Annotated in this window: 29 protein-coding genes and 1 tRNA gene; 10 read left to right on the top strand and 20 right to left on the bottom strand. The window is 62.9% G+C overall.

Annotation, left to right across the window (positions count from 1 at the left end; translation table 11 throughout):
• Positions 1-152: 152 nt before the first annotated feature.
• The 6 genes from EV669_RS02570 to EV669_RS02545 all read right to left on the bottom strand — a co-directional run bounded on the left by EV669_RS02570 (position 153) and on the right by EV669_RS02545 (position 5,702).
• The gene (locus EV669_RS02570) at positions 153-1,982 is read right to left on the bottom strand and encodes a nitric oxide reductase activation protein NorD (protein WP_132097801.1); all 1,830 of its coding nucleotides are present in this window, start codon (positions 1,980-1,982) and stop codon (positions 153-155) included.
• 4 nt (positions 1,983-1,986) lie between these two features.
• On the bottom strand, positions 1,987-2,805 hold the full coding sequence (locus EV669_RS02565; protein ID WP_132097800.1) for a CbbQ/NirQ/NorQ/GpvN family protein: 819 nt from the start codon (positions 2,803-2,805) through the stop codon (positions 1,987-1,989).
• A gap of 9 nt (positions 2,806-2,814) precedes the next feature.
• Positions 2,815-3,075 carry a cytochrome C oxidase subunit IV family protein gene (locus EV669_RS02560; protein ID WP_054287198.1) on the bottom strand — a complete coding sequence of 87 codons (261 nt, stop codon included), beginning with the start codon at positions 3,073-3,075 and terminating at the stop codon, positions 2,815-2,817.
• A gap of 64 nt (positions 3,076-3,139) precedes the next feature.
• Positions 3,140-3,712 (bottom strand): cytochrome c oxidase subunit 3, encoded by a 573-nt coding sequence (locus EV669_RS02555; protein WP_132097799.1) that lies wholly within the window; start codon positions 3,710-3,712, stop codon positions 3,140-3,142.
• A 72-nt stretch (positions 3,713-3,784) separates the two neighbouring features.
• A complete protein-coding gene (locus tag EV669_RS02550) occupies positions 3,785-5,224 on the bottom strand; it encodes a cbb3-type cytochrome c oxidase subunit I (RefSeq protein WP_054287200.1) in 1,440 nt (479 codons plus the stop codon).
• A 52-nt stretch (positions 5,225-5,276) separates the two neighbouring features.
• A complete protein-coding gene (locus EV669_RS02545; RefSeq protein ID WP_054287207.1) occupies positions 5,277-5,702 on the bottom strand; it encodes a c-type cytochrome in 426 nt (141 codons plus the stop codon).
• A gap of 147 nt (positions 5,703-5,849) precedes the next feature.
• Here EV669_RS02545 and cobA point away from each other — a divergent pair, with 147 nt between their 5' ends.
• Together cobA and EV669_RS02535 are read left to right on the top strand one after the other, a co-directional pair.
• Positions 5,850-6,665, top strand: coding sequence for a uroporphyrinogen-III C-methyltransferase (cobA, locus tag EV669_RS02540; RefSeq protein ID WP_132097798.1), 816 nt, complete (start codon positions 5,850-5,852; stop codon positions 6,663-6,665).
• A gap of 54 nt (positions 6,666-6,719) precedes the next feature.
• Positions 6,720-6,795 (top strand) — tRNA-Ala (locus tag EV669_RS02535).
• 94 nt (positions 6,796-6,889) lie between these two features.
• On the opposite strand, the gene EV669_RS02530 is transcribed toward EV669_RS02535, so the two are convergent.
• From EV669_RS02530 to fur, 3 genes are read right to left on the bottom strand one after another with little or no spacing between them, the layout of a single operon-like run.
• Positions 6,890-7,621, bottom strand: coding sequence for an arginyltransferase (locus EV669_RS02530; protein WP_132097797.1), 732 nt, complete (start codon positions 7,619-7,621; stop codon positions 6,890-6,892).
• Positions 7,608-8,312 (bottom strand): leucyl/phenylalanyl-tRNA--protein transferase, encoded by a 705-nt coding sequence (gene aat / locus EV669_RS02525; RefSeq protein WP_132097796.1) that lies wholly within the window; start codon positions 8,310-8,312, stop codon positions 7,608-7,610. Before aat ends, EV669_RS02530 begins: the two co-directional genes overlap by 14 nt.
• A gap of 3 nt (positions 8,313-8,315) precedes the next feature.
• Positions 8,316-8,750, bottom strand: a complete 435-nt coding sequence (fur, locus tag EV669_RS02520) for a ferric iron uptake transcriptional regulator (protein WP_207913767.1) — start codon at positions 8,748-8,750, stop codon at positions 8,316-8,318.
• Between the two features lie 99 nt (positions 8,751-8,849).
• Between fur and EV669_RS02515 the strand changes: the two genes are divergently transcribed.
• Genes EV669_RS02515 through EV669_RS02500 form a run of 4 tightly spaced genes read left to right on the top strand, consistent with a single transcriptional unit; the run spans position 8,850 to position 11,808 of the window.
• A complete protein-coding gene (locus tag EV669_RS02515) occupies positions 8,850-9,236 on the top strand; it encodes an outer membrane protein assembly factor BamE (RefSeq protein WP_054287203.1) in 387 nt (128 codons plus the stop codon).
• A gap of 18 nt (positions 9,237-9,254) precedes the next feature.
• Positions 9,255-10,052, top strand: coding sequence for a 4-hydroxy-tetrahydrodipicolinate reductase (gene dapB / locus EV669_RS02510; RefSeq protein WP_132097794.1), 798 nt, complete (start codon positions 9,255-9,257; stop codon positions 10,050-10,052).
• 30 nt (positions 10,053-10,082) lie between these two features.
• On the top strand, positions 10,083-11,042 hold the full coding sequence (locus EV669_RS02505; protein ID WP_054287205.1) for a FecCD family ABC transporter permease: 960 nt from the start codon (positions 10,083-10,085) through the stop codon (positions 11,040-11,042).
• Complete coding sequence (locus EV669_RS02500; RefSeq protein WP_055433591.1) at positions 11,035-11,808, top strand: ATP-binding cassette domain-containing protein; 774 nt, start codon at positions 11,035-11,037, stop codon at positions 11,806-11,808. The genes EV669_RS02505 and EV669_RS02500 overlap by 8 nt, the downstream gene beginning before the upstream one ends.
• 1 nt (position 11,809) lies before the next feature.
• Here EV669_RS02500 and EV669_RS02495 read toward each other — a convergent pair whose 3' ends face one another.
• The 6 genes from EV669_RS02495 to EV669_RS02470 form a co-directional block, all read right to left on the bottom strand.
• Positions 11,810-13,327 (bottom strand): SpoVR family protein, encoded by a 1,518-nt coding sequence (locus tag EV669_RS02495; RefSeq protein WP_132097793.1) that lies wholly within the window; start codon positions 13,325-13,327, stop codon positions 11,810-11,812.
• Positions 13,324-14,607 carry a YeaH/YhbH family protein gene (locus EV669_RS02490; protein WP_055433590.1) on the bottom strand — a complete coding sequence of 428 codons (1,284 nt, stop codon included), beginning with the start codon at positions 14,605-14,607 and terminating at the stop codon, positions 13,324-13,326. Before EV669_RS02490 ends, EV669_RS02495 begins: the two co-directional genes overlap by 4 nt.
• A gap of 82 nt (positions 14,608-14,689) precedes the next feature.
• Positions 14,690-16,618 carry a PrkA family serine protein kinase gene (locus EV669_RS02485; RefSeq protein ID WP_054284970.1) on the bottom strand — a complete coding sequence of 643 codons (1,929 nt, stop codon included), beginning with the start codon at positions 16,616-16,618 and terminating at the stop codon, positions 14,690-14,692.
• Positions 16,619-16,975: 357 nt separating this feature from the next.
• Positions 16,976-17,293 carry a PilZ domain-containing protein gene (locus tag EV669_RS02480; protein WP_235445392.1) on the bottom strand — a complete coding sequence of 106 codons (318 nt, stop codon included), beginning with the start codon at positions 17,291-17,293 and terminating at the stop codon, positions 16,976-16,978.
• Positions 17,280-17,837, bottom strand: a complete 558-nt coding sequence (locus EV669_RS02475; protein ID WP_054284971.1) for an NUDIX domain-containing protein — start codon at positions 17,835-17,837, stop codon at positions 17,280-17,282. Before EV669_RS02475 ends, EV669_RS02480 begins: the two co-directional genes overlap by 14 nt.
• Positions 17,806-18,366, bottom strand: a complete 561-nt coding sequence (locus EV669_RS02470) for a DUF2062 domain-containing protein (protein WP_132097792.1) — start codon at positions 18,364-18,366, stop codon at positions 17,806-17,808. The genes EV669_RS02475 and EV669_RS02470 overlap by 32 nt, the downstream gene beginning before the upstream one ends.
• 210 nt (positions 18,367-18,576) lie before the next feature.
• Here EV669_RS02470 and EV669_RS02465 point away from each other — a divergent pair, with 210 nt between their 5' ends.
• Positions 18,577-20,361, top strand: coding sequence for an acyl-CoA dehydrogenase C-terminal domain-containing protein (locus EV669_RS02465; RefSeq protein ID WP_055433589.1), 1,785 nt, complete (start codon positions 18,577-18,579; stop codon positions 20,359-20,361).
• A gap of 82 nt (positions 20,362-20,443) precedes the next feature.
• On the opposite strand, the gene EV669_RS02460 is transcribed toward EV669_RS02465, so the two are convergent.
• The 4 genes from EV669_RS02460 to EV669_RS02445 are packed head-to-tail and all read right to left on the bottom strand — an operon-like array spanning position 20,444 to position 22,798.
• Positions 20,444-21,289, bottom strand: coding sequence for a CsgG/HfaB family protein (locus EV669_RS02460; RefSeq protein WP_207913763.1), 846 nt, complete (start codon positions 21,287-21,289; stop codon positions 20,444-20,446).
• Positions 21,290-21,301: 12 nt separating this feature from the next.
• Positions 21,302-21,724 (bottom strand): curli assembly protein CsgF, encoded by a 423-nt coding sequence (locus EV669_RS02455; RefSeq protein ID WP_055433588.1) that lies wholly within the window; start codon positions 21,722-21,724, stop codon positions 21,302-21,304.
• Positions 21,725-21,735: 11 nt separating this feature from the next.
• On the bottom strand, positions 21,736-22,134 hold the full coding sequence (locus tag EV669_RS02450) for a CsgE family curli-type amyloid fiber assembly protein (RefSeq protein ID WP_054284976.1): 399 nt from the start codon (positions 22,132-22,134) through the stop codon (positions 21,736-21,738).
• Positions 22,121-22,798 carry a helix-turn-helix transcriptional regulator gene (locus tag EV669_RS02445; protein ID WP_132097791.1) on the bottom strand — a complete coding sequence of 226 codons (678 nt, stop codon included), beginning with the start codon at positions 22,796-22,798 and terminating at the stop codon, positions 22,121-22,123. Before EV669_RS02445 ends, EV669_RS02450 begins: the two co-directional genes overlap by 14 nt.
• A 334-nt stretch (positions 22,799-23,132) precedes the next feature.
• Between EV669_RS02445 and EV669_RS02440 the strand changes: the two genes are divergently transcribed.
• The 3 genes from EV669_RS02440 to EV669_RS02430 all read left to right on the top strand — a co-directional run bounded on the left by EV669_RS02440 (position 23,133) and on the right by EV669_RS02430 (position 25,112).
• Complete coding sequence (locus EV669_RS02440) at positions 23,133-23,528, top strand: hypothetical protein (protein ID WP_055433585.1); 396 nt, start codon at positions 23,133-23,135, stop codon at positions 23,526-23,528.
• Between the two features lie 39 nt (positions 23,529-23,567).
• The gene (locus EV669_RS02435) at positions 23,568-24,713 is read left to right on the top strand and encodes a hypothetical protein (protein ID WP_054284979.1); all 1,146 of its coding nucleotides are present in this window, start codon (positions 23,568-23,570) and stop codon (positions 24,711-24,713) included.
• Positions 24,714-24,827: 114 nt separating this feature from the next.
• The gene (locus EV669_RS02430) at positions 24,828-25,112 is read left to right on the top strand and encodes a hypothetical protein (RefSeq protein ID WP_132097790.1); all 285 of its coding nucleotides are present in this window, start codon (positions 24,828-24,830) and stop codon (positions 25,110-25,112) included.
• Positions 25,113-25,177: 65 nt separating this feature from the next.
• Here the strand turns inward: EV669_RS02430 and EV669_RS02425 are convergent, their stop codons facing one another.
• Positions 25,178-25,840 (bottom strand): YecA family protein, encoded by a 663-nt coding sequence (locus EV669_RS02425; protein ID WP_132097789.1) that lies wholly within the window; start codon positions 25,838-25,840, stop codon positions 25,178-25,180.
• Positions 25,841-25,886 lie beyond the last annotated feature (46 nt).

The raw sequence follows: 25,886 nt of genomic DNA, 5'->3' as shown, positions 1-25,886 counted from the left end.
ATCATCATCCTGGCGGCATAGCGGCCTCCTTGATTCGAATCAACGCTTTCCGAAGCCGGAAAAGTGCCTGAAAAAGAGGCCACAAACAGGGCAAAACGCCCAGGCGGACACGCCCGGCACGCTACCGGGCGCAAGGATAGGAAACATGGAAGTCAGCGGGTGAGCGTGGCGTAGAGCGAGGTCAGCACCTGTGGCAAGCGCCGCACATTGGTTACCACGGTGTAACCGTTGCGCCCGAAAAGGTAGGGCAGGTATTCGCCCGCCTCACTGTCAACGGTGACGCAGAAAGGCAGCAGACCCGCCGCCCGGGCCTCGCGCACCGCCATGCGAGTATCCTCCACCCCGTAGCGGCCCTCGTAGTGGTCCAGGTCATTGGGCTTGCCGTCAGAGACGATCAGCAGCAGCCGGCGGTGGGCAGGCTGACTCTCCAGCACGCGGGTTGCCTGCCGGATGGCCGCCCCCATGCGGGTGTAGTAGCCGGGCCGGATCGCCAGCATGCGGCCGCGCACAGTATCGTCGAAACGCTCGGAGAAATCCTTGAGCACCTGAAAGCGCACTTCCTGGCGACGGATGGATGAAAAGCCGTATACCCCGAAGGCGTCTCCGGTGGCCGAGAGGGCCTCGCCAAACAGCAGCAGGCTGTCGCGGATGACGTCGATCACCTGCCCGGCATCGCCGACCCAGCTTTCGGTGGATAGCGACAGATCGGCCAACAGAAGACAAGCCAGGCTGCGCTCTCCGGGGGGCCAGGACTGATACAGCCCCGGTTCGCCCACCCGCACTCCACTGCCGCACTCGGCAAGGAAACGCACCACCCGGTCCAGGTCGATGTCAGGACCGCTGGACTCGCCACGGCGCCGGGTCCGCTCGGGCGCCAACGCCTGGAACTGTCGCCGCAGGCGGCGGGCCGGGGCGCGCAGACGCTCGGGCAGGCCGGCGGGCCGGGCATCGCGTGGCAACATCGGCACCAGCCGCACATGGTCCTCTACCAGCCGGCGCTGCTTCCAGTGCCATTCGGGCAACAGCAATCCCGGCCCCAGCGGAGTGTCATCATAGGCTGCGGCCGGCAGGTCCAGGTCGAAGCGCAGCCGGCTGGCGCGCGTGGTGGCATCGGCCGACACGGACAGACGGTTCATGTCGTCGGCTGCTGCCGCATTGTCCTCTTCGTCCTCGTCGTTGTGCCGGTTGACCTTCACATACTCGTCCCAAGTGAACAGGCTTTCGGCCCGGAACACCATCAGCATCCCGTTCTTGCGCGTGTCTTCGGCCACCCGCTGGGCACGATAACGCCTGCGCTTGCGGGCTTCGCGGCGCGCCGCCTCCTCGGCCTCAGCCTCCCCATCCTGGCGCGGTACGGCCTCGGCCTGGCCAGAGAGGGGCGGCGTGGGATGCAACCAAAGCGGAACCGGCTGGCAGGCGGCCTGGCCGGCCGGCAGCGCGCTCGTCTCGTTAGGCGACGCCAGCGCAGCCCGGATGGCCTCCTCCCACGCGGCCTCGGCACCGTGCAAGCGCGCAGGGTCGGGGCGTGTCTTCAGATGGGCGGCCACCAGTCGCCGGTAGAGCGCGGCCAGCCCTGGCATCTGCATCAGGCAGCGGGCCGTGGCCTCCCGGTTGGCGGTAAGCCAGTCGGTGCCAGCTCGCGCTTCGGCCGCCAGCGCCATCAGCCAGAAATACAGCTGACGGTTGAGTGCCCGGTCAGGGAAGTGGTCGATGACGTCAGGCAGGTAGAGCGAACGCGCATCCTGCCAGGCTAGCTCTACCCGGTCGCCCGTTCCGGCAATGCGTTCTAGCCAGCGGCGACGCGCACCGTGTTCGGTGCCCACCGCCGAGCGCACCGTCAAGGCCGCATCCCCGCCCATCGCGCGGAAGAAGACTGGCGCTGTCCGCTCCACTTCGGCCAACGTCACCGCGGCCTCGGGATGACCCTGGTAGGCAACACGAGTGATCAGGCGGTCCCACCAGCCGCCGACGATGTCTTCCATGCGCCTACCCCTGATCGAACTGGGTATCCACCACGGCCAGCAGGGCAGCGACGGTATCGACATCGTCGGAGAGCGGCTCCACGATGGCCGTGCGGCAGGCCAGGCCCGGCGGCAGCCCGGCCATCATGAGCTTGGCGGCATACACCAGCAACCGGGTGCTGACCGACTCTTCCAGATCGTAGCCCTGCAGCCGGCGCAGCTGTCCGGCCAGCACCACCAGCTGGCGCGCCCGGCCAGCGTCGATACCGGTCTCGCTCATCAGCACCGGCAGCTCCACCTCGGGTGCGGGGAAGTCGAAGCTCAGCGCCACGAACCGCTGGCGTGTGCTGGGCTTGAGCGTCTTGAGCACATGCTGGTAGCCGGGGTTGTAAGACACCACCAGCATGAAGCCGGGCGGCGCCACCAGCTCTTCGCCGGTGCGCTCGATCGGCAGGATGCGACGATCGTCGGTCAGCGGGTGCAGCACCACCGTGGTGTCCTTGCGCGCCTCGACCACCTCGTCCAGATAGCAGATCCCGCCTTCACGCACTGCGCGGGTCAGTGGGCCGTCGCACCAGACCGTCTGCCCGGCACCAATGAGGTGGCGCCCCACCAGATCGGCGGCAGTCAGGTCGTCATGGCAGGAGACGGTGAAAAGTGGCAGGCTCAACCGGGCCGCCATGTGGGCCACGAAGCGGGTCTTGCCGCAGCCCGTCGGGCCTTTGATGAGTACCGGCAGCTGCTGGCGCCATGCCGCTTCAAAGAGCGTGCACTCTTCGGCAACCGGCTGGTAGAAGGGCACGTCCGCGAGCGGGCGGACGATATCGGAGACAGGTGCATTCATGGGCTTCCCTCAGCTGAAACTGGCGATCAGGGCACCGCACACCGTGGCGAGCCAGCCCTGCACCACCAGCCGCAGCCAGAGCGGGGCCTGACTCAGACCCATGAAGGTCTCGGCAATCACCCCGCCCTTGAGCCACGCCCCGGCCAAGGCCAGCTCGGCAAGCAGGCGATGTGGCACGGCCGTGCCGGACAGGGCGGCAAGACCCAGCGTCAGGGCAGCCAGCCCCAGCCAGACAGCGGCCACTCCACGGTAAACGGAAACGGTTTTCATGCCGCACAGGATGCCGCTCCGCGTGGGTCGGGTGCCTTGATGGCAGATAAGAAAATCCCGGGCGCTAGCGCGCCACGTAGACCAGGGCAAACAGCACCACCCAAACCAGATCCACCATGTGCCAATAGGCCGCGGCGGTCTCCACGCCGTCCAGGCTGCCAGGCCGGTAACGGCCGTCACCTGCCATCCACCAGACGGCAGCGAGGATCACCATGCCCAGCAGGACATGCAGAAAATGGAAGAACGTCAGCGACAGGTAGAACATCCAGAAGGTGTCAGTGGAAAGAGTGATACCTGCTTTCAGCCGCTCGGCGAACTCTCCGAGCTTGACGACGACGAAGACGCAGCCCGAACCCAGCGTGGCGGCCAGCAGCCAGCGCCCGGCCCGCTGACGGTTGGCCGAAAACGCCCGTACCGCCGCCGCAGCCGTAGCACTGCCAGCGATCAGCAGCAGCGTATTGAAGAGTGCGGGCGCCAGATGCAACCGTGCCTGCCCTGCAGCAAACAGCGCCGGCGCCTGCCGCCGTGCCACGCCGTAGGCCAGGAAGAACACACCGAACACCGCCAGCTCGGCCAGAATGAAGCACCACATGGCCAGATCGCCGGGCACCCGCTTTTCCTCAACAGGGGAAGCCATTCGTTCCTCCAGTAAAAAGCGGCCCGTTTCCGGGCCGCAAACACACGCATCAGGCGAAGGGGTACGCCGGGCTCATCGCGGCGCGCGCGACTTACCGGTTACGAAGAAGCTGACGATGTAGAGCACCAGACCGATGAAGAACACCACGCCTGCGGCTTCACGCAGCCAGTAGAAGAAGGCGATCTTCTCCTGGGCCACCATGAAGGGCAGCGGCGAGTCGCCCATACGCTGCATCCATACCTGCAGGATACCGGCAGCGGTGAGGAACAGCGTGATGAACACCATCGACACCGTCATCAGCCAGAACGACCACATTTCCACCACCTGTGCCCGGTTGCCGTTGGCTTCACGGCCGCGCAGCAGCGGCATGGCGTACGAGATCATGGTGATGACTACCATCGCATAGGCACCGTAGAAGGCCATGTGGCCGTGGCTGGCAGTGATCTGCGTACCATGGGTGAGATAGTTCACCGGTGCCAGGGTATGCAGGAAGCCCCACACCCCCGCGCCCAGGAAAGCCATCACCCCGGTGCCCAGCGCCCACAGCACAGCGGCCTTGTTCGGGTGGTCGCGGCGGCGACGGTTGACCATGTTGAAGGCGAACATCGTCATCATGAAGAAGGGAACCGGCTCCAGCGCGGAGAACACCGACCCCCATACCTGCCAGTAGGCCGGCGTACCGATCCAGAAATAGTGGTGGCCGGTACCGATGATGCCGGTGATCAGCGTCATGGCGATGATCAGATACAGCCACTTCTCGATCACCTCGCGGTCCACACCGGTTACCTTCACCAGCACGAACGCCAGCATCGCGCCCATGATCAGTTCCCACACGCCCTCCACCCACAGGTGCACTACCCACCACCAGTAGTACTTGTCCAGCACCAGGTTGGTGGGGTTGTAGAAAGAGAACAGGAAGAAGATCGCCAGCCCCCACAGGCCCAGCATCATTACCAGGCTGATGGTGGTCTTGCGGCCCTTGAGCACCGTCAGTGACAGGTTGTAGAGGAAGGTCAGCGCCACCACCACGATGCCCACCTTGGTGATGGTGGGTTGTTCCAGAAACTCCCGGCCCATAGTAGGCAGAATATCGTTGCCAGTAAGGCGCGCCAGCGTGGCGTAGGGCACGGCCAGATAGCCGACGATGGTCAGGGCGCCTGCAATCAGGAATACCCAGAAGGCCACCAGCGCGAGCTTGGGGCTGTGAAGCTCGCGCTCAGCCTCCTCGGGGATGAGGTAATAGCCGGCGCCCATGAAGCCGAACAGCAGCCAAACGATCAGCAGATTGGTGTGCACCATGCGTGCCACGTTGAAGGGGATTTCCGGAAACAGGAAGTCACCGATCACGTATTGCAGGCCCATCACCAGGCCGAAAATGATCTGGCCGACGAACAGGCCGATGGCTGCGATGAAATAAGGCTTGGCCACCGCCTGCGAGCGGTATTTGAGTTGTACGTTGGCCGAAGCATCGTCCCCGGGCGGGACAAGCGTGGCCGTTGCTGCGGTAGTCATTGAGGGTCTCCTCGGTAACGTCGGTCGGGCGGGGTCGGGACAGAGCCCGGCATCAGCCTTCGATGTTCGGCGGCCAGTGGTTGGTATCGATCTCGGAGGCATACTTCAGGAAGGCCACCAGATCCTCCAGCTCCCCGTCGTTCAGATGGAATTGCGGCATCTGCCGCCGCCCGGGCGCGCCCGTGGGCTGGCCCTTGATCCAGGCCTTGATGAATTCCGGTCCACGGCGCTGGTAAACATTGCCCAGCTCCGGCGCGAAATAGGCACCCTCGCCCAGAAGCGTGTGGCAGCCAATGCAGTTGCGGGTCTCCCAGATGTTCTTGCCGCGCGCCACCTGCTCGGTCAGGTTGGCGCGGTTGTCGCGCTTGGGCAGGGCCTGCGTGGTGTCGAACGTCAACGCCAGGAACAGCAGGAAGAAAAACACCGCCCCGCCGTAAAAGATGTTGCGTGCGGTTGATTTGGTAAAACTGGCGCTCATCGCGTCCTCCTTTTTCGTCCACCGGTTGAGCCGGTGCTCGGTGCGCAATGTACGAATTCACGCATTCCGGGAGCATTGATTCGAATCAACGATTTCCGGACGCCGGGTTTCCTACACTGCCGACATCATCCGAACCGCGAGCGCGCCATGAACGAACCCTGTGATTCCCGCCATCTTCTGCCGGCCGCTTCGGCCAACCCTGTTCGTGGCCATGTGTCGCTGGTAGGCGCCGGGCCGGGCGACCCCGAACTGCTCACCCTCAGGGCCCTGCAACGGCTGCAGACGGCCGATGTGGTGCTGTACGATCATCTGGTGTCGCCCGCCATCCGGGCCCTGATTCCGGCACGCACCGAACGCATCTGCGTCGGCAAGCGCGCCAGCCGCCACACCCTGCCGCAGGAAGCCATCAACGCACTGATCGTGTCCCACGCCCGTGCTGGCAGGCGTGTGGTGCGCCTCAAAGGCGGCGACCCCTTCCTGTTCGGGCGGGGCGGAGAGGAAATGGAAGAAGTGGTTGCAGCCGGATTCGACTACGAGGTCGTGCCCGGCATCACGGCAGCTACCGGCGCGGCGGCCTCGACAGGCATTCCGCTGACGCATCGGGACCATGCCCAGGGGTGCCTGTTCGTGACCGGTCACCGCAGGCAGGGCGAAGACCGGCTCGCGTGGACACGACATACCGGGCCCGAAGAGACATTGGTGGTCTATATGGGGCTGAACGAAGCCCCTCGCATCGCCGCCGACCTGATCGATGCCGGGCGGGCGCCCGACACCCCGGTGGCGACCGTCGAGAACGCAACCACTCCGCGCGAGCGCGTGGTACTGGCTACTCTGGCCACCCTGGCCGCCACCCTGGAACAAGAGGCCGTCGCCTCCCCTGCCCTGCTGATCATCGGCAGCGTGGTGCGGCTCTATCGGCCGGCGCACCGTGCCGCAGTCGAGGAAGTGTTCGCAGGGGCTTGACCCGCCACGCGACTGCGATTAACATTCGCTCTCGCTGTCAATGACGGCGACCGTGGGGGTATAGCTCAGCTGGGAGAGCGCTTGCATGGCATGCAAGAGGTCAGCGGTTCGATCCCGCTTATCTCCACCACCATTCAAAAAGCCGGCTTGCAAAGCCGGCTTTTTTCATGCCCTTCTGCTACCTCGTCCCCGGTAAAGAGTACGCACACCCCTGTCCGGTGCTGTTAGTCGGTCTCCTCCAGCCGCACCCAGCGACTGCCGCGCAAACGCTCCAGCGGACGGTAATGAGCCTTATAGGCCATCTTCTGACACGCGGCGACCCAGTAGCCGAGGTACACATACCGAAGCTGGTGCGCCAGTGCCCATTCCACCTGCCACAGCACGTTGTAGACCCCATAACTGGCCCCCGACACGTCCGGGTCGTAAAAGGTGTAGACAGCGGACAGCCCGTCATCCAGCCGATCGATCAGGCTGACCATGCGCAGCGTTTCACCTTCCCGGAACTCGACCAGAAAACTGTCCACACCGCTCTTCAGGATGAACTCGGCGTACTGCCCGGGCGCGTCGTCCGCCATGCTGCCCCCGGCGTGGCGGGTGCCCTGATAGCGGCTGTAGAGCTGGTAATGGTCCTCCCGGTACACCAGCGGCAGCAGGTGCGCCGTCAGCCCGGCATGACGCTGCCAAGCACGACGCTGGCTTCGCGAGGGACGGAAGGCCTCTACTGGAATGCGCACCGGAATGCAGGCTTGGCAGCTGTCGCAGTAGGGCCGGTAGGTGTACAGCCCGCTGCGGCGAAAGCCCAGCCGAACCAGCTGGCTGTAAAGGGCGGTATCGATCGCCTCGGTGGGGATGGCTACCTGGGACCGCGCATGACGCGCAGGCAGGTAACTGCACGGGTACGGTGCGGTAGCATAGAAGTGGATGGCTACGCTCTGGCTAAGATCACGATGCGTCATGGGAATACTGGTAAGTCCACAGGTCCGGCGGCGGCACTTCGCGCGTGGCGACGGCCACCGTGTCGAGAAAGGCTGCGCGCGGAATCAACCGGGCGCCCAGGCTGGCCAGATGCGGCGTGTACATCTGGCAGTCGATCATCCTGACTCCCCGGGTCTGCAAGTGTCGTACCAGATGCACGAAGGCCAGCTTGGAGGCATCGCTGACGCGGCTGAACATCGATTCGCCGTACACCATCGTACCCAGTGACACCACATACAGCCCGCCCACCAGCTGGCCATCCATCCAGGTTTCCACTGAGTGGGCATGCCCCAGCGCATGCAAGCGGCAGTACGCCTCGATCACCTCGGGTACGATCCAGGTACCCTCCTGCCCGGGTCGGGGCGTCTGGGCACAAGCATTCATGACCGCCCGAAAAGCCGAGTCGATACGGATCTCGTAGTCACGGTTGCGTAGGGTCTTCTCCAGCGAGCGCGTCACACGCAGCCAGCCGGGCTCAATGACCATGCGGGGCGAAGGCGACCACCAGAGGATCGGATCGCCGGGAGAGAACCAGGGAAAGATGCCGTGGGCGTAGGCCAGGAGCAGGCGTCGCGCAGAAAGATCGCCGCCCGCAGCGAGAAGACCGTCCGGCTCTGTCAGGGCGGTCTCTACAGGAGGAAAAGCCAGCTCGGAACCGAGCCAGGGAATCACCAATCAGCGTCCCTTTTTCTCATCGGCCGCCACACAGCCGGCGCACTCGCCGTAGAGGTAGAGCGAGTGGTCCATGATGCGGAAGCCGTGCTCGCCAGCGATGCGGTCTTGCAGGCGCTCGATTTCAGGGTCGAAGAATTCGGTGACGTTGCCGCACTTCACACATACCATGTGGTCGTGATGACCACCCTGGTTGAGCTCGTACACGGCCTTGCCGGATTCGAAATGGTGACGCACCAGGATGCCGGCCTGCTCGAACTGCGTCAGCACGCGGTAGATGGTGGCAAGCCCGATGTCCGTGTGCTCGGTCATCAGCTTGCGGTAGACGTCTTCGGCCGACATGTGACGATCGTCGCTCTGTTCGAACAGATCGAGGATTTTCAAGCGCGGACCGGTGGCCTTCAGGCCGATATCTTTGAGGTGACTGGCTTTGCTCATCATGATATAAAGGCGGGGAGTTTTACCGGATGATATAGCCTTTTTCCGGCTTTTGCCTAATCATCTGGGTCCACCTTCTCACGATCCTACCGGAGTAGCATGCGCGCCCTGATCATTGCCGCCTCCCTGGCGTTGGCCGGTTGCAGTTCGCTCAACCCGATGAACTGGCTGACACCGCACCGGCTCGACATCCCGCAAGGCAACTATGTGACCGAAGATGCGGTCGCCCGGCTCAAGCCCGGCATGACGCGCTCCCAGGTCCGTTTCGTCCTCGGCACTCCCCTGCTGACCGACCCGTTCCACGCCAACCGCTGGGACTACAAATACCGTCTGATCCGTGACGGCAAGGTAGTCCGCGACGCTACCGTCACGGTGTTCTTCGAAGGCGACGTGCTCACCCGCATCGAAGGCCAGCCCCTGCCGGCCGAACAGCCGGTCGCCCCGCCGCTGGACGCTTCGGCACCAGCCGCTGTGCCCGCCCAGTAACTCTCAACGACCACAGCCATGAAGATCGTCATTGCAGGGGCGTCCGGCCGCATGGGCCGCGCTCTCATCGAATCCGTACTCTCGACACCGGGCGCTGTGCTGCACGCGGCCCTGGAACGGCCGGGTGCCGAATGTCTGGGGCTGGATGCCGGTCTCTTCACCGGCCGTGAAACCGGGGTGCGCCTCTCCAGCGACGTAGAGGCTGCCCTCGCCGGAGCGGACGTGCTGATCGACTTCACGCGCCCGGAGGGCACGCTGGCACACCTAGATGCCTGCGTGCGCCATGGCGTAGCCATGATCATCGGCACTACAGGCTTTGACGATGCGGGCAAGGCCACGATCGAGGCAGCCGCCGAACGGATCGGGATCGTGTTTGCTGCCAACTACTCCGTCGGCGTAAACCTGACCTTCAAATTGCTGGACATCGCGGCCCGGGTGCTCTCGGAAGGCTACGACATCGAGATCATCGAAGCGCATCACCGACACAAAGTGGACGCCCCGTCGGGCACGGCCCTGCGCATGGGCGAGGTCATCGCCTCGGCCTTGGGGCGTGATCTGAAGTCCTGCGCAGTCTATGGCCGCGAAGGCGTCACTGGCGAACGCGACCCAGGCACCATCGGCTTTGCCACCATCCGGGCGGGCGACGTCGTGGGCGACCATACCGCGCTCTTCGCCACCCTTGGCGAACGGGTGGAGATCACCCACAAGGCGTCCAGCCGCGCCACCTTTGCCAACGGCGCCCTGCGGGCCGCCCAGTGGCTCAAGGACCGGCCACATGGCCTGTACGACATGCAGGACGTGCTTGGCTTGCGATGAGACCAGGGGCCGCAAGGCCCCTTTCCTTTTATGATGCGTCTTCTCCCGCTGACCACGTTGCTGACCCTTGGCGTCCTGCTGGTTTCCTGCCTATCGCTCTGGCACGGTCTGGGGCCGGTTTTCGGCCAACCTTGGACGGCGTCCGATCTGGAGGTGCTGCGGGCACTGCGACTGCCTCGTCTTATGGCTGCCCTCGCCAGTGGGGCGCTCTTGGGCCTCGCAGGCACGGCAGTACAGGCCTTCTTCCGCAATCCCCTGGCCGAACCGGGCCTGGTGGGCGTCAGCGCTGGCGCGGCGCTGGCCGCTGCAGCCGCCCTCAGCGTGGCCAGCGCACTGCCAGTGGTGGCCGGCTGCGCCTTCTTGGGCGGGCTGGCTGCGCTCGGTGTCATTCGCCGCCTAGCCGGCAGGGGCAGCCGAGCCCGGCTGATCCTTGCGGGTGTGGCGGTCAACGCCCTACTCACCAGCCTGCTAATCCTGCTGATGACCACTCTGCCCGACAGCGCCCTGCGCACGGTCACCTTCTGGCTGCTGGGCAGCTTTGCCGGAGCGGGCTGGCCCGAAGCAGCCACCCTGGCGCTGGCCGTACCGCTGACCGGCTTTGCACTCGGAGGCCTCTGGCGGTTTCTCAATGCCTTGCAGACGGGCGAGGCTTCCGCCTTCCATCTGGGTTTTGCGGTGGACCGATTGGGGCGTAGGTTGATGATCTGGGTGGCGGTAGCGGTGGGCCTGGTGGTGGCCCAGTGCGGCAGCGTGAGCTTCGTGGGTCTGATGGCGCCCCATCTGGCCCGCCAGTTGGTGGGCGGCGAACTGAGACGCCTGCTGTTGACGGCACCACTGATGGGCGCCTTGCTGACGGTGCTGGCCGACTGGGTAGCACGCGCGGCCTTTGCTCCGGCAGAGCTTCCGGTCGGGGCCATCACCAGCCTGGCCGGGGCACCGTTCTTCCTGTGGCTGCTGGCCCGACGCGACCGGAGGCAGACCGATGCTTGAAGCGGCTCGTGCAGGCCTTAGCCGGCAGGGACGTATCTTGCTGCATCCGGTGGATCTGATCATCCATCCGGGACGGCTCTTGGTGCTACTCGGTGCCAACGGGGCCGGCAAGAGTACACTGCTGGGGCTGCTTTCCGGTCGGCTTCGGCCAAGCCATGGAGCGGTGCGACTATCCGGCGCCGACGTGACGACCGCGCCAATACGCTGGCTGGCGCAGCGACGCGCCTGCCTCGAGCAGCAGCCCGCCTTGGCGGAAGGCTTCACGGTGCGCGAACTGGTGGAGATGGGCGGGTACTGGCGTGACAGCGGCGCGCCAGCACCCGTGGTGGAACGTGCACTGTCCGACGGGGGCGTTGCAGCCCTGGCCGGGCGCCCCGCTGAAATGCTCTCAGGCGGCGAATATCAAAGGACGCTGCTGGCGCGCGCACTAGCCCAGCTCTACGCAAGTGATGCGCCCGAGCGCTTCCTGCTGCTGGACGAACCGACCTCGGCGCAGGATATCGGTTTTGCCGAGCAGCAACTGGCTTTGGTAGCGGGCCTGTGCCGGCGCGAAGGCTTCGGGGCGGTAGCCGCAGTGCACGACCTCAATCTGGCGCTGCGCCATGCCGATGACGTGGCCCTACTATCCGGCGGCCGGCTGGTGGCCTTCGGTACGGTGGCGGATGTGATGCAGGGCCCACTTCTTGAAGCCGCCTTCGGGGTATCTCTGATCGAGCTGAACGACCCCTCCACCGGACTGCGCGCCTTCCTCCCCCACCCCGGCTGATTCAGGCCGCCCAGTCATCCTGGCGGTCCGGCTTCACCGTCCACGACTGTACCAGTCGCCCCTCATCATCCACGCTTTCCAGGCGCACCTCGAAGCCCCACAGACGGGCCACATGTTTGAGGACCTCTTCGGCGCTGGCGTTGTCCAGCGGGCGGCGCTGATGCATTGTGTGCCGCAGGGTCATGCTGCGGTCGCCGCGCACGTTCACCGACCACACCTGAATATTAGGTTCGCGCGAGCCAAGGTTGTACTGCTCGGCCAACGTCTGCCGCACAGCACGGTAGCCTTCCTCGTCGTGGATGGCCGTCACTTCCAGCCTGTCCTGCCGATCATCGTCGCGAATGGCGAAGAAGTGGAAGTCCCGGATCAGCTTGGGCGAGAGAAACTGCGAGATAAAGCTCTCGTCCTTGAAGTTGCGCATTGCGAAGTCCAGCGTATCCTTCCACGGTTTTCCCGCCATGTCCGGGAACCACTGCCGGTCTTCGTCGGTGGGGGCTTCGCAGATGCGCCGGATGTCCTGGTACATCGCAAAGCCCAGGGCGTAGGGGTTGATGCCGTTGTACCACTTGGCAGTCACGGGTGGCTGGTAGACCACATTGGTGTGGCTTTGCAGGAACTCCATGATGAACCCGTCGGTGACCAATCCCTTCTCGTACAGGCGATTCAGGATGGTGTAGTGCCAGAAGGTGGCCCAGCCTTCATTCATCACCTGCGTCTGCCGCTGAGGATAGAAGTACTGGGCGATCTTGCGCACGATGCGCACTACCTCGCGCTGCCAAGGTTCCAGTAGCGGAGCCGACTTCTCGATAAAGTAGAGCAGGTTTTCCTGCGGTTCGGCCGGAAAGCGCACCTGCGCGCGCACCGCATCCTCCTGGGCACGCCTGGGAATAGTGCGCCACAGATCGTTGACCTGCATCTGCAGGTAATGTTCGCGCTCCTCCTGTCGGGCCTGCTCTTCGGCCAACGACAGCTTCTGCGGACGCTGGTAGCGGTCCACCCCGTAGTTCATCAGCGCATGGCAGGAGTCCAGCAACTCCTCCACGGCATCGATACCGTACCGCTCCTCGCAGCGACTGATGTAGCCCTTGGCGAACACAAGGTAGTCAATGATGGCCGACGCATCGGTCCAGCTGCGGAAAAGATAGTTGCCCTTGAAGAAGCTGTTGTGGCCATAGGCAGCGTGCGCGATTACCAGCGCCTGCATCGTCATGGAGTTCTCCTCCATCAGGTAGGCGATGCAAGGATTGGAGTTAATGACGATTTCATAAGCCAGGCCCATCTGACCGCGGCGATACCCTTTTTCGGTGGCGACGAAGTGCTTGCCGAAGCTCCAATGGTGGTAGTTCACCGGCATCCCCACCGATGAGTAGGCATCCATCATCTGTTCGGCAGTGATGACTTCCAGCTGAATCGGATAGATGTCCAGCCCGTATTCGTCTACGGCAATGGTACGGATGGCCCGGTCGTAGGCACCAACGAGGTCGAAGGTCCACTCGGACCCGGTGGAAATCGGTTTCATGCGCTGCCTCCCTGCTGCCGTTCCTTGCTGAAAAGTTCGCGGAACACGGGGTAAATGTCGCCGGCCTGCCGGATGCGCTGCATCGCGAAGTGCCGGTGCCGCGCTCCCAGCTTCTGGTATTCGTACCACAGGTTCTGCGGCTCTCCTTCGGTGATCTCGATGTAGGCGTAGTACTGGCACAGCGGCAGCAGCGACTCTTCCAGGATCTTGCCGCAGTTGGCCGAGTCGCTGTCCCAGTTATCACCATCAGAGGCCTGGGCGGCATAGATGTTCCACCCGCCCTGGGCATACCGCTTGGCGATGATGTCTTTCATCAGATTAAGCGCCGAGGAAACCACAGTGCCACCCGATTCGCGCGAGTGGAAGAAGTCGTGTTCGTTCACTTCCACCGCACTGGTGTGATGCCGGATGAACACCAGTTCGATCTTCTCGTAATTGCGCTGCAGAAACAGGTACAGCAGGATGAAGAAGCGCTTGGCCATGTCCTTCTTGGATTCATCCATCGAGCCTGACACGTCCATCAGGCAGAACATCACCGCCTGACTGGTCGGCTTGGGCTGCTTTACACGATTGTTGTAACGCAGATCGAAAGGATCGATGAAGGGAATGCTGTACAGCTTCTCGCGCAGGGCGTGCACACGTTCGCGCTGGTGCCGGATGTCAAGCGTGTTCTCTTCGCCCGATTCGAGCATCTCGTCCAGCTCTTCCTCCGCCTCCACCAGCTGCGCCAGCGTGGGCGCCGACAGGGCCACCCGGCGCGCCAGCGCCCCGCGCAGCGAGCGCACGATGCTGATGTTGGCCGGTGTGCCGTCATTGGTGTAGCCAGCACGCACCGGTTTCATCTCTTCGATGCCCATCAGCTCGGTCTTGATCAGGTTAGGGAGCGCCAGATCCTCGAAGAAGACATTCATGAACTCCTCATGCGAGAGATGGAACACGAAGTCGTCCTCGCCCTCACCCTCGTTGCTGGCCTTGCCACTGCCGCTCCCCCCACCGCCGCCCCCTTGTGGCCTGGGAATGCGGTCGCCTTTAACGAACTCCTCGTTGCCCGGGTGCACGCCTTCCCAGACGCCCCCCTTGCCATGCCGGAAGGCAGGCTCGGAAATATCCTTCACCGGAATGGACACCTTCTCGCCGCTGTCCACGTCGGTGATGCTGCGCCCCTTGATGGCGCGAGCTACCGCCTCCTTGATCTGCCCCTTGAAACGCCGCAGGAAGCGGTCGCGGTTGACCGCCGACTTGTTTTTGCCGTTGAGGCGCCGGTCGATGATGTGGGCCATGTCGATTCTCCCTTGTATCCGGCGTTGTGCTGCCGAAGGTTGGCCGAAGCGGTTTCGGCCAACCTTGCCTGCCCCGCAGGGCTCAGGACGACTTGCGCACGCGCAGGTACCACTCGCACAGCAGCCGCACCTGCTTGGGGGTATAGCCCTTCTCCACCATACGGTTGACGAAGTCCTCATGCTTGCGGGCGTCCTCCGCGCTGGACTTGGCATTGAACGAGATCACCGGCAAGAGCTCCTCGGTGTTGGAGAACATCTTCTTCTCGATCACAGTGCGCAGCTTCTCGTAGCTGGTCCAGGCCGGGTTCTTGCCGCCATTGTTGGCCCGAGCGCGCAGCACGAAGTTGACGATCTCGTTGCGGAAGTCTTTCGGGTTGGAGATGCCGGCCGGCTTCTCGATTTTCTCGAGCTCGGCGTTCAGCGACATGCGGTCGAAGATCTCGCCGGTGTCCGGATCACGATATTCCTGGTCTTGGATCCAGTAATCGGCAAAGGTGACGTAGCGGTCGAAGATGTTCTGCCCGTATTCGCTGTAGCTTTCCAGATAGGCGGTCTGGATCTCCTTGCCGATGAACTCCACGTACTTCGGCGCGAGGTATTCCTTGATGAAGGAAAGGTACTTTTGTTCCACTTCGGGCGGGAACTGTTCGCGCTCCACTTGCTGCTCCAGCACGTAGAGCAGGTGCACGGGGTTGGCGGCCACCTCGCTGTGGTCGAAGTTGAACACCCGAGACAAGATCTTGTAGGCAAAGCGGGTGGACAGGCCGTTCATGCCTTCATCCACCCCCGCATAATCGCGGTATTCCTGCTGCGACTTGGCCTTCGGGTCGGTGTCTTTGAGGTTCTCGCCGTCGTAAACCTGCATCTTGCTGTACAGGCTGGAGTTTTCGGGCTCCTTCAGCCGCGACAGCACGGCAAAGCGTGCCATCATCCTCAGCGTGCCCGGCGCGCATGGCGCCTGTCCCAGCGACGAGTTCTGGATCAGCTTCTCGTAGATCTTCACCTCGTCGCTCACGCGTAGGCAGTACGGCACCTTGACGATGTAGATCCGGTCGAGAAAAGCTTCGTTGTTCTTGTTGTTGCGGAACTGCTTCCATTCGGATTCGTTGGAGTGGGCCAGAATGATACCGTCGAAGGGAATCGCTCCGAAGCCTTCGGTGCCCTTGAAGTTACCTTCCTGGGTGGCCGTCAAGAGCGGATGCAGCACCTTGATCGGCGCCTTGAACATTTCCACGAATTCCAGAAGACCCTGATTGGCCAGGCACAGGCCTCCCGAGTAGCTGTAGGCATCCGGGTCGTCCTGGGCATACTTTTCCAGCTTGCGGATGTCCACCTTGCCCACTAGCGAACTGATGTCCTGGTTGTTCTCGTCCCCCGGCTCGGTCTTGGCCACGGCAATCTGGCGCAGCACTGAGGGATAGCGCTTCACCACCCGGAACTGGCCGATGTCGCCGTTGTACTCGTGCAGCCGCTTGACGGCCCACGGACTGGGGATGGCCTTGAGGTAGCGGCGCGGAATCCCGTATTCCTCCTCAAGGATCGGCCCGTCCTCTTCCAGGTTGAACAGGCCCAGCGGTGACTCGTTCACCGGGCTGCCCTTGATCGCATAGAACGGCACCAGTTCCATCAGCGACTTGAGCTGTTCGGCGATCGACGACTTGCCCCCACCCACCGGGCCCAGCAGATAGAGGATCTGCTTCTTCTCCTCCAGACCCTGCGCCGCATGGCGGAAATAGGCCACCACCTGTTCGATGACCTCCTCCATGCCATAAAAGTCGCGGAAGGCCGGATAGACCTTGATGACCTTGTTGCTGAAAATGCGTGACAGGCGCGGATCGTGGCGGGTATCCACCAGTTCGGGCTCGCCGATGGCTGCCAGCATGCGTTCGGCAGCGGACGCATAGGCCATCCGGTCGCGCTTGCAGAGTTCCAGATATTCCTGGATCGAGTATTCCTCTTCCCGGGTACGGTCGTAGCGGGCGGCGTAGTGGCTGAAGATGTCCGGATGCATGGCTGAGCCCTCCTGGCAGGTGACAAGAGGGGGACGGAGTGCCCATGGTCCTCCGTCTTCCCCTTGAAAATTAGAGCTGATGCTTCATTTCGGTTCTCTTTTAGTCGATATAGCACAGCCGACCGGCCTTGATGGCCTTATCGCCGACGGCGCTCTGCGGCCGAGAGCATCAATGCAAGCGCTATGCCAGAAGATGGCAGAGGTATTACAACGACAACATCCGGCATCGGCGTCCAAAAGACGGCCAGACTGCAGAGGCGCACGGTCATCGACCGGCACATCCGCGCAACCGGAAGGAAACGATCAGAAAGAAAAGAAAAACTGCACCGGGCGGTGCAGTAAAAAGGAGATACGGTCTCAGCCCAAGCGCTCGATGATGCGCACGCCGATCTCGTACAGCCGACCGCGCTCGATCTCGTTGCAGCGGCGTACCTCTACCCGTGCCTCGAGCGGCCGTCCCGGTAATCCGCCCACCGGGGGGACCAGCACCAGCACATGCAGGCGCTCGCCGAACTGGGGCACGAACAGAGTGCGCAACGCCATGCCATCCACCGACAGATCGGTACACTCGCCGTAGTGCGTTTCGCCGGTGTTCAGCGACCGGATGCGAGCCTTGCACCCCATGCGGATGCGTCGGGCCACGCGCCGGTCGCTGCGGGGGTCAAATCCGCTCACCGAGCAGGCTCCCGTTCTGCCATGCATCCAGCCAGTACAGCCCCACCAGCGTCTTGCTGTCACAGACCTCCCCACGGAGCGAACGGGTGCGCACCTCGGCAAGCGGCAGGCACAGCGTTTCCACGAACTCGCCCTCGTCGGGCGTACTCTCGCTGAGGGTGAGGCCACGCGCGAGATAATAGTGGATGCACTCGTCCGAATAACCAATGCAGGGATAGGCCGTCCCAAGGAACAGCCACTCGTCCGCCTGGTAACCGGTTTCCTCGCGCAACTCGCGGCGTGCGGTGAGATGCGGGGCCTCGCCCGCATCGATCTTGCCCGCGGGAATTTCCACAAAGGTACGCCCCACCGGGTAACGGTACTGCCGCACCATCACCAGATGGCCGGCATCGTCCAGCGCCAGGACGGCCACGGCACCGGGATGGCGGATGTACTCGCGGTTGGCCTCCTTGCCATCTGGTAGGCGCACCGTGTCTTTCTTCACCTGCAGAAAACCCCCGGCATAGGCCGTTTCACTCTGCAGGGTATGTTCCGTCAGCTCCACGCGATTCCTTTCTCTTGCGCCAGGCGCGCCCCACGGCGCAGCGCCACGATACCGCGACCAAGGCATAGCCCGCCAGCGCCAGCGTCAGCCCCAAGGCCAGCACGCCTACCAGCAGGGGCCAGCCCAGGCCTTCCAGCCAGGCGAGCACCTCGTGAACCCGCCAGTGGCCGGGCTGGGACAGCGAGGAAAGCGACATTGTACTGCCCGTATCCTGCCCGAGTAACAGACAACCATAGCGATAGGCCAGATAGTAGAGCGGCAGGTAGGTGAAGGGATTGGTGTAGAGCGTGGTCAGCAGGGCCACCGGCAGGTTGACCCGCAACAGTAGGGCCAGCACGCCCGCGGTCAGCATCTGCGTGGGCCCTGGCATCAGGCCTGAGAACATTCCCACCGCAAACCCCATGGCCACCCGGCGGCGCTGTAGCCCCCACAAAGCCGGGTGATCCAGCCAAGGGCGAAGCCAGCGCAGGCCAGGCGTGTCCAGCACGCGTGAGGGCGATGGCAGGCGGTGGCGCAAATGGTGGCGCACGTGTTTGGGCTCCTAAGAAGGCCTATCGGCCGCAACGGCATTTATGGCTGTGGCATCGGCACAACCGTCAGCGGGAATTTTGCCTTGCCCCTTGCCAAATCGGCGGCAATAATTTAAACAAGCGTTTGAATAAAAACAGGCCGCCCCACCCGGCCATTGGGAAAACCGACCTGGCACAGCCAGGCTGCGCAACAAACCAGGAGACCCTGCATGCCCGCTTACAAAGCCCCCCTGCGCGATTTTCACTTTGTCCTGAACGAGCTGATCAAAGTTCAGGAAGTGCTTCCCCAACTGCCGGGTTATGAGGAAGCCACCGAAGACATCTTCAATTCCTACCTCGAGGCAGCCGCCCAGTTCTGCGAGAACGAACTCGCACCGCTGAACCGCACGGCGGATGAAGAAGGCTGCCACTTCGAGGCCACCACCCACAGTGTGACCACGCCGGCCGGCTTCCGTGAAGCCTACAAACAGTACTGCGAGCTGGGCTTCCCCGGCCTCGACTGCAACCCCGAGTATGGTGGCCAGGGCATGCCCAAGGCACTGGCGTTCCCGGTGATGGAAATGCAGTGTTCGGCCAACGTTGCCTGGTCGATGTATCCTGGCCTGTCACATGGCGCCTACTCCGCCATCCACGTGCACGGCACCGACGAGCAGAAGGCCACCTACCTGCCCAAGCTGGTTTCTGGCGAATGGACCGGTACCATGTGCCTGACCGAGCCGCACTGTGGCACTGACCTTGGCCTGCTCAAGACTCGTGCAGAACCGAACGGGGACGGCAGCTATGCCATCACCGGCACCAAGATTTTCATCTCGGCCGGCGAACACGACCTGTCGGACAACATCATCCATCTGGTGCTCGCCCGTCTGCCGGATGCCCCCAAGGATGTGAAGGGCATCTCGCTGTTTATCGTGCCCAAGTTCATGCAGGACGGCAGCCGCAACGGCGTGTTCTGCGGCAGCCTGGAACACAAGATGGGCATCAAGGCCAACGCCACCGCCGTGCTCAACTTCGAGGGCGCCCGGGGCTTCCTGATCGGTGAGCCGAACAAGGGGCTGGCTTGCATGTTCACCATGATGAATGCTGCCCGCCTGGGATGCGGCATGCAGGGCTTGGGCTTGGGCGAGGCCTCGTATCAGGGCGCTCTCGCCTACGCCCGCGAGCGCCTGCAGATGCGCGCCGCCAACGGCCCGGCCCAGCCGGACAAGCCGGCGGACCCGATCATCGTGCACCCCGACGTACGCCGCATGCTGCTGACGCAGAAAGCCTACACCGAAGCCGGCCGTGCCCTGACTGCCCTGCTCGCGCTGCAGCTGGACATCGAAGAAAAGCATCCGGATGCCGAGGCACGCAAGGATGCGGCCGATCTGGTAGCCCTGCTCACCCCGGTTGCCAAGGCGTTCATGACTGACAACGGCTATCTGGCCACCAACCTGGGCATGCAAGTGTTCGGCGGCCACGGCTACATCCGCGAATGGGGCATGGAGCAGTTGGTGCGCGACTGCCGCATCTCGCAGATCTACGAAGGTACCAACGGCATTCAGGCACTCGACCTCATTGGCCGCAAGGTGCTGATGGACCAAGGCCAGAAACTGCGCAAATTCAGCGCGCAGATCTTCGCCTTCTGCCAGGCCAACGAAGGCAACGAGAACCTCAAGGAATTCGTAGCCCCGCTGACGCAACTGCTGAAGGATGCCGGCGAACTGACCATGGGCCTGGCAATGAATGCCATGAAAAACCGCGACGACGTGGGCGCGGCTGCGACCGACTTCCTGCGCCTGATTGGTCATGTCACCTATGCGTGGCTGTGGGCCCGCATGGCTGCGGTGGCCTACGAGAAGCTGGGTCAGGGTGAGGATGCCTTCTACCAGGCAAAGATCACCACCGCCCGCTTCTATTTCGCCAAGCTTCTGCCGGAAGTGCACACACTGATGGCGACCATCAAGACTGGCGCCAAACCGCTGATGGCTCTGCCGGAAGAGCAGTTCGCCTTCTGAGGTAACGGTTATGCTCCAGTGAGAACGGCCCCGCTCGGGGCCGTTTTTGTTTTATGGTGATGGAGCCGGCAGCGGACCGTGCTCAGGCTGCGGGGGCTACCAGCTCCTGCAGGTAGCGTTGCAGCACTGGCGACTGCAGGTCGACATTGTTGCGCAAGGTCCAATGGTTGTCCTTGATCCCCTTGGTGATGAGGTAGATCAGCCCGGCCTCGATCGCGTCCTGCACGCACAGCTGCACTGGCTCGTTGCGGGTATAGCCTGCCTCCAGTTCCAGCAGGCTCTTGAACTTGATGAACTTGTAGACGTCGCCGCTGAGCTTGTACGAGAGGATAGCCTTGGTAGTGGAGATGCTGCTGAGGATACGGCCCGAGCGAATGTCCACCGCTCGCAGGTTGATCGTGACCTGGTCCGTCCGGTACATGTCGGACAGCCCGATTCCCAGATAGCGCGCCCCACCGCCGCCTGTCTTCACGTTGGTCTCGTAGCCGATGATCCCGCCTTCGAGCAGGATGCCTGCTGCCATCAGGTTGGGCAGTTCCACCGGGGCCACCCCTTTTTCTTCGGTAGAGCGGATGATCTTGCGCTCGGTCAGCAGATTCTGCAGCCCTTCGCGCTCCACCGGCACGAACCAGCCCGAGTCAAGCATGGCCTTGATCAGCATTGAGGTGGCGCCCTGCGTCACAGCGGTGGAGTAAGAACTGTCCGCGGTGGGCTTGAACTGTCCTGTCTGGTCACGGAAGTTGTAAACCGCCGCCACGATGGGGCCGCGGGCCGGCGGCAGGTTAAGCAGATCCTTGTGCGTGGAGGACATCGGGGTCAGCACCGGAGCGTCCTCGCCCACTGCAGCGGGCTTGCCCTTGTTGGGGTCCAGCGTGGCGCAGCCGGACACGAGGCCGGCAGCAAGCAGCATCATGAGCAATCGTTTCAAAGGGCTCTCCCTTTACAGGCGGTTGCTGACTTCGAACACCGAGGTGGCCCCGGTGGACTTGTCGGTAGTGGTTACCCGCACCATACCGTTGCCGATGTCCTGCACCACAATGTGGAAGGCACCGGTGTCGATCTCGCCCGGATGGAAGTTGCCACTGGTGTCGATGATGTTGCTCGACACGCTGCTGGCCAGCCGGTCAAGGATGGTCATCTGCAGGCGTTCGTTGAAACGGTCCAGCGAGGACTGGCTGGACGAGCGAGAGCCGTAAGAAGGCAGGGATGGGTCCTTGTAGTCGTTCTGGGCTTGGGCGCTGCCGAGCAGCCAACTGCCATTGAGCGGGCTGCCACCGAACGAGGGGTTGACCGGTGTGAACACGAGTTCGGTGGCGCCGGCACTGCACGCCAGGCACCCCAGTACCGCTGCAAGCATTTTCATGAAGCCCTCTCCTAAAATTCGTCCTTGCCCAGGTCGGTTTCGTACCGGGACAGCAGGATCAGTTCGGTCAGCCGCTGCGCAGCGGCCGGTACGGCCTGTTCGGCCAGGCTCTCGATCGTCCAGCGGCGTGTCTGGCTGAGCACGCCGCGATAAAGCAGGTACTGCCCGTATTCCACCTGCACCAGGTTGCCCCAGCGGGCCGACGGACGTTCCACCACGGAAATCGCCACTTCGCGCGGCAACACCTCCTCCTGCCAGCCGGCCTCGAAGCGACGGAAGAAATCCTTGCCCATGGCCGAGACCGTGCGGTCGGTCACCCAGTGGCTGGCCAGTGCCTCCTCCGCCGCCTGCACAGGCTGCAGGGCCACGGTGAGCAGGCATAGCCCGAGGACGGCACTAGTGCCGTTCATGCTTGACCTCGGGCTTTGCCAACTCGCTTCCCAAGTGGCGCAGCGCCCACAGCACCGCCTGCGAGCGGCTGTTGACGTTGAGCTTGCGATACAGGTTGTAGATATGGGTTTTGACGGTGTGGGTGCTGACAAACAGCTGATCGGCAATAGCCTGGTTGGAAAGTCCCTGGGCGATCAGGCGCAGGGTCTTCACTTCCTTGCGCGTCAGGGCTGGCAACGCCTCGTCCACGCACCGGGTCAGCATCTGATTGCGGTACTTGTCAAAGCAGGCTTGCAGCACCTCGCGCGGCAGCCAGTACTCGCCTTCCAGCATGCGTGCGATCCCTCTGATCAGGGTGTCGGGACTGCAGGCACCGACAAAGATGCCGCGTACGTTGTTGCGCAGGGCCAGTTGTTCCAGCGGTGCCTCGGCCGGTACGTTCACCAGAACCACCATCGGTCCATCCTGCGGCAGGCTGAGGAGGTCCACTCTCTGCGGCAGCGTAGCCCCGGTGATGCCGGAAGCATCCATCACCAAGAGGGCGGCTTCCCGTAGGGTACGGTCCGCGGTCATCTGGCTCAGGGGCTGGATGCTGCAGTGCACACCAAGCTTGGCTTCGATGACCGAAGTCAGGAGGTCGTCCTGCGTGGAGGGGTGGTCCACCAGAAACACAACGTTTTTCATTGCATTCTCCCTACATGGTTTGCATAGCCCATCAATCCTCTCTCCCTGTGTTCCGTTTCCCGTCTACGAAAAAAGCATTAATCCGCTCTTTCAAGTGTTTTTATAAGTCCTGCTTATAGGCGCGCCCATCATCGTCAGCGTTTATGACAGTGTCTATCCGTAGTTCTACGTACCCCTCACCGGATTAGCTCAAAAAGCCGCTTCTGCAATGTAAGCCAATGAAAAATCAGTAATAGGTGGGAAAACGCGCTGTTGCAAATTCAGGCTTTGCAGCGATAGGAAAAACCCCGGGCGTCGCCGATAGTGCAGGCAACCACAGGGAGCACGATGCCAAATGAAAGTTGCCGTGATGTTGCTGACGCTTATGGCTGCCACCGCCTGGGCAGGAGGTCCGGCCGAAGAGGCCCTGCTGAAAGAGCTGCGCCTGCAGCCCCCAGCCTATACCGCCCCGGCCCCAGCCGCGCTGGGCAACGCGGCGGCCGTCAGTCAAACGGGCGAGGCCAATCTGGCCACCGTGCTCCAGAGCGGCCACGGCAATGTGGCCGGCCTCCTGCAGGTGGGACAGGGCAACGAAGCACACATCCAGCAGCAGGGCCTGCTCAACTTTGCGCTGGTCTCACAGAACGGTACCAACAACCTTGTGAACATCACCCAGTTTGGAACGGGGGGGATCGCCTCCGTTTGGCAGCAAGGCAGCAATCAGGTCGTCAACATTACCCAGATGCCCTGATCGGTTGCCCTAACTTCAACGCAGTCCCTGGAGAATGATATGAAACGCCTGAACACCATCGCTCTTGCCGTATCGCTCGCCTTCGGCGCCACCGCAGCCCACGCAGCCGGCAGCGCTGCCACCGCTTATCAGGAAGGCGATGCCAACAACGTGGTCATCACCCAGACGGGCAGCACCTTGGCCAACGCCACCAGCACCCAGCTTGGTAACCGCAACCAGGCCACCATCGACCAGAACGATGCGCCGAAAGCCAAAGCTGCCGTAGAGCAGAAGCAGGACGGTAACAAGGCCACCATCACCCAGAAAGTGGACGCCGGTAACGCCGAAGCCGCGATCCGGCAGGACGGCCTGAACAACGTAGCCTCCATCAAGCAGACCGATACCGACAACATCAAGATGTGGGCCGAGATCGTTTCGAAGGGCGAAGGCAACACCGCCGATATCGATCAGAAGTGGTCGTACAACGCCGAGGCCCAAGTGCTGCAGACCGGCAACCTGAACAAGGCCGCCATCAAGCAGGATGACGCGGACGACTTCTCGCCCACCAACGGCTTCAAGGAAGCCACCATCACCCAGACGGGCAACCTGCAGACCGCTTCCATCCAGCAGCTGAACGCCGATGAAAGCCGCGCCGACATCGTGCAGAACGTGAGCCTCAACTCGCAGGCCACCATCAACCAAGGCAAGGGCGTGGGTCTGACCGCCAAGATCCTCCAGGATGATTCTTGGAACTCGCAGGCCACCATCAACCAGAAGGGCAACCTGAATGATGCCCAGATCAGCCAGACCAACGTCAGCGACTACACCACCGCGCTGATCGATCAGGACGGCAACGCCCAGAAGGCCACCATTGCCCAGAAGGCGGCCTATGACAGCGAAGCCACTGTTACCCAGAAGGGTTCGGCCAACCTTGCCGGCATCAACCAGAACAACCTCGCCTACGGTAAGGCTGTGGTGCTGCAGGACGGTCTGGCCATGGTGACCGATGTCAACCAGAGCGGTCGCTTCAACGAAGCCTACGTGACCCAAACCGGCAGCCTGCACTATGCCTTGGTCAACCAGACCGGCACGGGCACCGGCAGCAACCTGAACGTGGCTACCATCACCCAGGGCGGCCTTGGCCACACCGCGACGGTGACGCAGGCAGGCGGCGCCGGCAACGTGGCTACCGTCACCCAGAACTAAGTTTTAGCCCAAGCGAGGAACGGGGGAGCATGCTCCCCCGTTTACATCATGAAGACAGGCAAGAAACTGGCATGCGCGCTGGCGCTTTTCGCCGGCACGGCTCAAGGACAGGGCATGATCGTACTGAACGCCAAGGATCAGGCGGGGCAGCGGCTGCTTTCCCCGGCCTGGGTCGCAGAGGACGCCACTCCAATCCGCTACCAGGTCACGCTGGAACAGGAGAAAACCGGGAATCGCAACCGTTCGCAGCAAAGCGGCATCGTCCCGACACCCGCCACGGGAGTACCCACCCCGCTGGGGCTGCTGAGCTATGCGCCGGGCGGCACGGTACGGGTGGATATCCTCATCAGTGACATGAGCGGACGGGAACTGGCCCGACAGGCCTACTTCAACCCCTAGCATCGGCCCGCAGACAATGAAAAACCCGCCTTCGGGCGGGTTCGTGCCTGCAAATACCCAGCGGGTCACTCGCCGCAACAGGCCTTGAACTTCTTGCCACTGCCGCAGGGACAGGGATCGTTTCGGCCAACCTTGCCGGCGGTACGGCGTACCGTTTTGGGTGCCTGCATCTTGGCACGCCAGTACTGATAGACCGCCAGGACCGCCTCCGGCAGTTCCTCACGGAATCCTTCCAGCTCGTCCTCGCTGAACTCCATCAGCACCTTGCCGTCCTCTTCCTCGAACATGCCGCCTAGCGCCATCAACGGCATCAGCAGATCCTCGAAGCCCTCATCATCGGCTTTTTCGAACCAGTCGGTGGGTACCACGTCCAGGGTGTACAGGTAAGCATTGCACCAAGGCCAAAAATCGGGGGACTCGCTGTCTTCCTCGGCGTAGAGGATCATCTCCGGCATGCGGCCTGCCGCAAGTTCGGCAGCGGTATGGTCGTACAGCTTCTGCAGCAAGGCGGCCAGCTCGTCGCGCTCGCTCTCGTTCTCGAAAGCCGGCGCATCGCCCAGCACCTCGGACAACCAGTCCTCCCGTGCCAGGGTGTCGGGCCCGCTGGCGAGGGCCACGAAAAAGCCCTGCACCTCGTCGGGGCGCATGGTGCTGCCCGCCTGCGAGAGCGGTGTCAGCAGGGTTTCCAGGCGGGTGAGGTCGGCATCGTCAAAAGCGGCAGCAGTCATGGGAGTTTCCTTCGGATCATTCACTGTGGCGCATTGTAGCGAAAAA

This window comes from Gulbenkiania mobilis (assembly GCA_004346645.1).
In the GTDB taxonomy this organism is placed as follows: domain Bacteria; phylum Pseudomonadota; class Gammaproteobacteria; order Burkholderiales; family Chromobacteriaceae; genus Gulbenkiania; species Gulbenkiania mobilis.
The sequence above is the reverse complement of the archived record's forward strand: the minus strand, read 5'-3'. Positions and strand labels throughout refer to the sequence as shown.